The sequence below is a fragment of the Roseovarius sp. MMSF_3359 genome (assembly GCF_030733385.1).
Lineage (GTDB): Bacteria > Pseudomonadota > Alphaproteobacteria > Rhodobacterales > Rhodobacteraceae > Roseovarius.
Genome location: NZ_JASHJC010000022.1, coordinates 44,118 through 50,297 on the forward strand (window position 1 = coordinate 44,118; position 6,180 = coordinate 50,297).

At 63.4% G+C, this 6,180-nt stretch carries 7 protein-coding genes; 3 read left to right on the plus strand and 4 right to left on the minus strand.

Going from position 1 to position 6,180, the window contains the following annotated elements; genetic code table 11:
* Window positions 1–9 precede the first annotated feature (9 nt).
* Together RBB29_RS20985 and RBB29_RS20990 are read right to left on the minus strand one after the other, a co-directional pair.
* Window positions 10–2,529, minus strand: coding sequence for an ABC transporter permease (locus tag RBB29_RS20985; protein ID WP_306115280.1), 2,520 nt, complete (start codon window positions 2,527–2,529; stop codon window positions 10–12).
* Entirely contained in the window at window positions 2,526–3,224 is a 699-nt protein-coding gene (locus RBB29_RS20990; RefSeq protein ID WP_306115279.1) for an ABC transporter ATP-binding protein, read from the minus strand. The genes RBB29_RS20985 and RBB29_RS20990 overlap by 4 nt, the downstream gene beginning before the upstream one ends.
* Between RBB29_RS20990 and RBB29_RS20995 the strand changes: the two genes are divergently transcribed.
* The 3 genes from RBB29_RS20995 (at window position 3,223) to RBB29_RS21005 (ending at window position 5,100) form a co-directional block, all read left to right on the plus strand.
* Window positions 3,223–3,897, plus strand: a complete 675-nt coding sequence (locus RBB29_RS20995; RefSeq protein ID WP_371931538.1) for an arylesterase — start codon at window positions 3,223–3,225, stop codon at window positions 3,895–3,897. The two genes, RBB29_RS20990 and RBB29_RS20995, sit on opposite strands and share 2 nt — an antisense overlap.
* Window positions 3,898–4,002: 105 nt before the next feature.
* The gene (locus RBB29_RS21000) at window positions 4,003–4,509 is read left to right on the plus strand and encodes a thioredoxin family protein (protein WP_306115277.1); all 507 of its coding nucleotides are present in this window, start codon (window positions 4,003–4,005) and stop codon (window positions 4,507–4,509) included.
* Between the two features lie 75 nt (window positions 4,510–4,584).
* Complete coding sequence (locus tag RBB29_RS21005) at window positions 4,585–5,100, plus strand: DoxX family protein (RefSeq protein ID WP_306115276.1); 516 nt, start codon at window positions 4,585–4,587, stop codon at window positions 5,098–5,100.
* A gap of 85 nt (window positions 5,101–5,185) precedes the next feature.
* On the opposite strand, the gene RBB29_RS21010 is transcribed toward RBB29_RS21005, so the two are convergent.
* Together RBB29_RS21010 and RBB29_RS21015 are read right to left on the minus strand one after the other, a co-directional pair.
* Window positions 5,186–5,542, minus strand: coding sequence for a hypothetical protein (locus RBB29_RS21010; protein ID WP_306115275.1), 357 nt, complete (start codon window positions 5,540–5,542; stop codon window positions 5,186–5,188).
* A gap of 203 nt (window positions 5,543–5,745) precedes the next feature.
* The coding region (locus RBB29_RS21015) for a glycosyltransferase family 4 protein (protein WP_306121216.1) at window positions 5,746–6,180 on the minus strand (435 nt) is incomplete at its 5' end.

Sequence of the window (6,180 nt, forward strand, 5' to 3'; positions counted from 1 at the left end):
AACAAGGTGTCAGTCGCGGGCGCGCAGGATCCGGGACGGGCGGGCGGAAAGCGGCCCAAGGGCAAAGGCCAGCCCGGCCAGCAGCGAAACACCGACCCCGCCGGAGATGATCGCGAGCGCCGAGGGCCAGTTGATGCTGAAACCGGTTTCCATGATGAAATGGCTGACCGCCCAGCCCCCCAGAAGACCGGCGCCAAGGGCTACGCCCCCCGCTGCCAGCCCAAGCAGCAGCGCGCGCAGGGTAAGGCTGCTCAGGATCTGCGCCCGCGTCGCACCGAGGGTTTTGAGAATGGCGGCCTCCTGCCTGCGTGCCTGGCTGTCCGCCGCAGCCGCCCCGATCAGGACCAGAAAGCCGGTCAGAAGCGTGGCCGACGCCCCCCAGGCCGATGCGCGCGCCAGACCGCCGAGCATTTCGGCCACCCGGTCGACCGCATCGCGCACGCGGATTGCGGTCACGTTGGGGAACATGCCGCTGATATCGTTGAGGATCGCGGCCTCCGCCTCGGGCGTGGCATAGGTGGTCGCGATGAAGCTATGCGGCGCCCCGGAGAGGGCCGAGGGGTTCATGATCATGATGAACCCCATGCCCGCGGTCGAGAAATCAACTTCGCGCAGGCTGGTCAGCGTGGCGGTGATATCGCGCCCAAGGATGTTGACGGTCAGCAGATCGCCCAGGTTCAGGCCCATCTCCGCGGCCTCTTCGGCGGCAAAGCTGACCTGGGGCGGGCCGTCGTAATCCGCCCCCCACCATGCACCGGCAGTGATGGTCGTGCGCGCAGGAACCGGACCGGCATAACTGATGCCACGATCCCCGCTCAGGACCCAGTGATCGCCCGCCACCTCGCGCGCAGGTTTGCCGTTGATCGCGGTGATGATCCCGCGCAGCATGGGGGCTTCGTCGATCTTGCTGACCGCGGGATCATTTTCGAGACGGTCGAGGAAACCGGGCATCTGGTCCTTCTGCAAATCGACGAAAAAGAAGCTCGGCGCACGGGCGGGCAGGTCGTTCGAGATCGCGCCTCGCAGGTTGGCGTCGATCTGTCCGATGGCGGCCAGGACCGACAGGCCAAGCCCCAGCGAGAGGACCACCGGGACCGTGGTGGCACCGGGTCCGCCGATGGCCCCGAGCGCCCAGCCAAGCGCCGGTACCCGCCGAAGACGGGGGCGCGCGCGACGGGCAAGCCATCGGATCAGTATCGCAGACAGCGCCAAGAGCATGAGCGCGCCGGTGATCCCGCCCAGCATCCAAAGAGTCAGCCGCGCATTGCCCGAAAACCAGATCGCCGCCGCCAGCAGCGCGCAGATCAAAAGCAAGGTGGCGATGAGAAAGACCGGTTTCGGGAGTTTGGCGTCGGGCGCCATGCCATCGCGAAAGAGCGTGGCCGCGCGGACCTCTTGCGTGCGGGCCAGCGGCCAGAGGGTGAATAGGAGGATGGTCAAGACGCTGTAAAGCACCGCCTCCGCCACTGGCGCCGGGTAGACGGCAAAGATCGCCGGAACCGGCAGTTCGGCCTCGATCAAAGACGCAAGCGTAATCGGCAGGCCCACGCCAAGCGCAAGGCCGATAAGCAGGCCAAGCACGGCAAGCGCGGCCACTTGCAGGAAAAACGTGAGGAAAATCGTGTTCTGATCCGCGCCCAATGTGCGCAATGTCGCGATCGTGTGCGTCTTGCCGGTCAGGAAAGCCCGCAACGCCGCAGAAATGCCCACACCGCCCACGGCAAGACCGCTCAAGCCGACAAGCACCAGGAATGCCCCCAACCGGGAGACGAATTCCGCGATGCCCGGCGCGCCGTTTCGGGCATCCGTCCATCGCATGCCACTGTTTTCAAACCGCTTTACGGCGGTGTATTGCGTCAGGTTGATGTCCGTGCCAGGCGGCAGCAGCAACCGATACTTGGTCGAAAACAGCGTTCCGGGCGCAAGGAGCCCCGCGTTCTCAAGCGCCGTCGTGGCGACAATCGTGCGCGGCCCCAGGGCAAAACCACTGGCGATGCCGTCGGGCTCGGTCACAAGCTCCGCCATCAGACGAAAATCCTGCGTACCAAGACGGAACGTGTCACCGGGGCTGAGGCCCAGCCGGCCGGTCAAGAGCGGGTCCATGACCGCGCCGGGCAAGTCCCCAGTGCCGGCAAGTGCATCGGCCAGTGGGATCGCGGGATCAAGCGCGACCTCTCCGACGAGCGGGTAAGCCTCATCGACGGCCTTGATCTGGCTCAGGCTGCGTGTCCCGCCGGGAACGCTCGCCATGGAGCGGAAATCGGCAATCTCGGACACCGCAAGGGCGGTTTCCTCCATCCAGGCGCGCTCGGCGTCGCTGGCAAACCGGTAGGTGAATTCAAGCTCGGCATCGCCGCCCAGAAGGGTTGCCCCCTCGGCGGTCAGCCCGGCGTTGATGCTCTCGCGAACGGTGCCGACCAATGCAATCGCCGCGACGCCCAGGATGATACAGGCGAGGAAGATGCGAAAGCCGCGCAGACCGCCCCGCAATTCCCGCCGGGCAAGGCGCGCGGCCGTGCGAAAACTCATTCCGCGGCCTCGGATTTGGAAGCGTCGGGTGCGATACGGCCGTCATGAAGCGCGATCACCCGGTCACAGCGCGCCGCCAGCGCGGGCGCATGGGTGACCAGTACAAGTGTCGTGTTATGCCGGTCCTGCAGCCCGAAAAGCAGGTCGATGATCGCATCGCCATTGGCGCTGTCGAGGTTGCCGGTGGGCTCATCGGCCAGAACGATATCGGGCCGTGGCGCAGCGGCCCGGGCCAGGGCTACGCGCTGCTGCTCTCCGCCCGACAATTGCGAGGGGTAGTGACCCGCGCGTCCAGCAAGCCCAACGGCGGCCAGTTCTTCGGCAGCACGGTCATGTGCGTCGCGGTGTCCGGCCAGTTCGAGCGGCGTGGCGACATTTTCCAGGGCGGTCATCGTCGGGATCAGGTGAAAGGATTGAAAAACAACGCCGAAATGGTGGCGGCGCAGCCGTGCCAGTTGATCTTCGGACATGGCCGAGAGGTCATGGCCCAGGGCTGTCACTGTTCCACCACTGGCGCGTTCCAGCCCGCCCATGAGCATCAGGAGCGACGATTTGCCGGACCCCGACGGACCGATTAGCCCGACACTCTCGCCCCGGTGGACATCCAGCGTGATCCCCTTAAGTATCTCAACCAACCCGGCATTGCCCGTGAGCGAAAGCGTGGCGTCGTTGAGAGACAGGATAGGATCAGCCATGGGTTTGCGCCTGATTGCAAAAGATTTTCTGACATATGGGGTCGGGGGCCTCAGGGGCAAGGTAATGGCGGGCTTTCTTTTCCTGGCCGCGCCGCTTTCGGCGGAAGAGGTCACGGTCCTGGCGCTCGGTGACAGTCTGACACAGGGGTTCGGCTTGCCCGAAGCGCAGGGGTTCGTGCCGCAGATGCAGGCGTGGTTGCGCGGGCAGGGGGCCGATGTGACGCTCATCAATGCGGGCGTTTCCGGCGACACGACCGCGGGCGGCGCGGCGCGGGTTGAATGGAGCCTGACGCCAGAGGTTGATGTGATGATCCTCGCCCTTGGGGCCAACGACATGTTGCGCGGCATTGATCCCGATGTCAGCCGCGAGAACCTGTCGAAAATCCTGACCGTTGCCCGGGCGCAGGAGGTGGAGGTGCTTTTGGTTGGCCTCAAAGCGCCCGCCAACCTTGGCGCGGGGTACAAATCCGATTTCGATGCGATCTTCCCCGAACTGGCCGCGGCGTTCGGCGTGGCCTATGCGCCGGATTTCTTCGTGGGCCTCGAAGGGACCGCGCCTGCGGACTTGCCAACGTATTTCCTGCCCGACCGGCTGCATCCGAATGCCGACGGCGTGGCGCGGATCGTCGAAGGCTTGGGACCGAGCGTTCTGGAACTGGTGACGCCCGACTGATGCCTTGGCCCGCGCTCCGGTTTCACCGGAATGTGATTGGGCCGTTACCACGTCGCGGATGATACTGCGCCACATCTGTCATTGGCTATTCAGGGGTGCCCCTCGGTGAAAAAACAACGCAAGAAGCCGCAATCGAAACGTGCGCCAAAGCAGGCCGATCCCGCTGTGGAAGCCGAGACCGCCCGGTCCGAGAGCCGCCGCAAGTTTCTGCGATTGGCGCGCAATACGGCCATCGCCCTGCCGGTCCTGGTCGGTGCTACGGTGTTTTCGGTGCAATCCGTGCAGGCCACGATCTGCGAGGCGGACCTGACCAAGATCGGCAAGGGAAAACCATCCGTCGTGCAGGTGCACGACCCCAATTGCTCGCTGTGTCAGCAGTTGCAGCGCCAGACGCGCAAGGCGTTGAAATCATTCGACGATGAGGCGGTGACCTTTCTGGTGGCAGACATCAACACGGCGGAAGGCGGGGCCTTTGCCGCGCGTTTCGGCGTGCCGCATGTGACCCTCTTGCTGTTCGATGGGGACGGCGAAATGGTGCAGATTGTCCGTGGCCCAAGTGACACAGACAGCCTGCGCGAGATCATCGGTGCCCACCTCGCGGCCTATGGGTAAGTGGGCCGCCATCTTCGGTTAATCGGAACATGAAGGCGGGCAGGTTGGTGGCCCTCGATCCAAAGGGAAAATGGCATGAGAGGTGACGCCATCGTGACATCCACGATCGCGCAGCAGTTCAGCTTGCTTCTGCTGCGCGTGAGCACGGGGTTTCTTCTGATCTGGTCCGGCCTCGCGAAGATCGTGAAGGCCAAGGCGCCATTTGCGCTGCGGTCGATGGAGTTGAGCGACACGATGAATGCCGTTTTGGGCTATGCCGCCGGTGGCGCGCAACTGGTGATCGGTGTGCTGTGCGTGATCGGTCTCTGGCGCCGCTATGCCCTGTCGCTGCAGGCGCTGATCCATGGGTTTACCGCCATCAGCGTCTGGTGGGCGATCATTGATCCCTATCGTTGGTATATCACCGGTGTTGACCGCATCGTCTTCAATTCACACGTCTTTTACCCAACAAGCATCACCTTCGCGGCCTGTATCGTCCTGATAGCTTTTCGCCACCGCGACAGGATCGCCGTAGACACATTGTTGGATAAAGCCCCGCCCCAGGTGCCGCAGGCGGCGCCCACGGAAGAAAACCAGCATGCAGGGCTGTGAAGGGCGTTGCACCCTGCAATGGCCGGTTGGTGGTCTGAGCACCGGCCGCCGGGTGCATCGACCGGCGACCGGGCATTTCATTTTGTCATTCGCAGGCGATGATGAAACGTTGCGTCCAGCGTGATACGAGTTTGGGGATGGCCGAGATCAGGTAGGACCCGACCTTTGCCTCTTCCTTTTTCAGGATTCTATAGCCGCCCGACGGGCAGGCCTTGGCGGCTCTTGCCGGTAACCGAGAAAACTTCTTGCCGGTTGCCAGTTCTTTCAACGCAATCTCGGTCTGGGCATCGGTGGGTGGATAGTCGAAGTTGCTCGTATAGAGGGTCACGACGTCAAAGGCTTCCTGGCCACTGTATTCGATCTTGTCAGGTACAGACAGGGTCGTGGACCCGCACGCCGTCAATGTGCCGAACAGGACTGCCAGGGCCGCTATTTTCTTCACCAAATTCGCCTCCTAAAGCCAATGATAACGCCGATCGCGAATGGACGGCCCTCTGCTGGCAACAGGGGCAATGCAGATGCAAACTGCTCCCCGTCGCCTCATGATCAGCGTTCCCGATACGACTTCAGGCGTTGGTAGCAGCAGGCATGTGAAGGTTCAATAGAAGTGATTAAAATCAACGGCTTTCGACTTGAACCTGATCTTTACTGGCTTTGCCATAGCGCCTGATACACGGCGTCGATGCCGTCGGCTTCGGACGCGATGCTGAAATGCGTGGTGGCGGCGTCCCGGGCCGATTGCGCCATTTTGCGGAAACGGTCGGGGGTGTTCAGAAGGTCGGACAGGGCGGCGATGGTAGCGTCGGGATCGTCTTCGGGAACAATCGCACCAGCCTGGCCCTGACCCGAGAAACTGCGGTAATACCCCTGATCGGTGGCCACAAAGGGCACGCCCGAGGCCATGCCTTCAAGCGGCGCCATGCCGTAACCCTCGTAGCGGGGAAGTTGGACCACCGCCGATAACCCGCGCATCAGCGCAGGCAGCGCATCGGGGGCGATCTCGCCGGGAAAAAGGACGCGGTCCGCGAGGCCCTCCGCGGAAATCCTCGCTTGTAGCTCTTCCTGGAATGGCTGATGCGC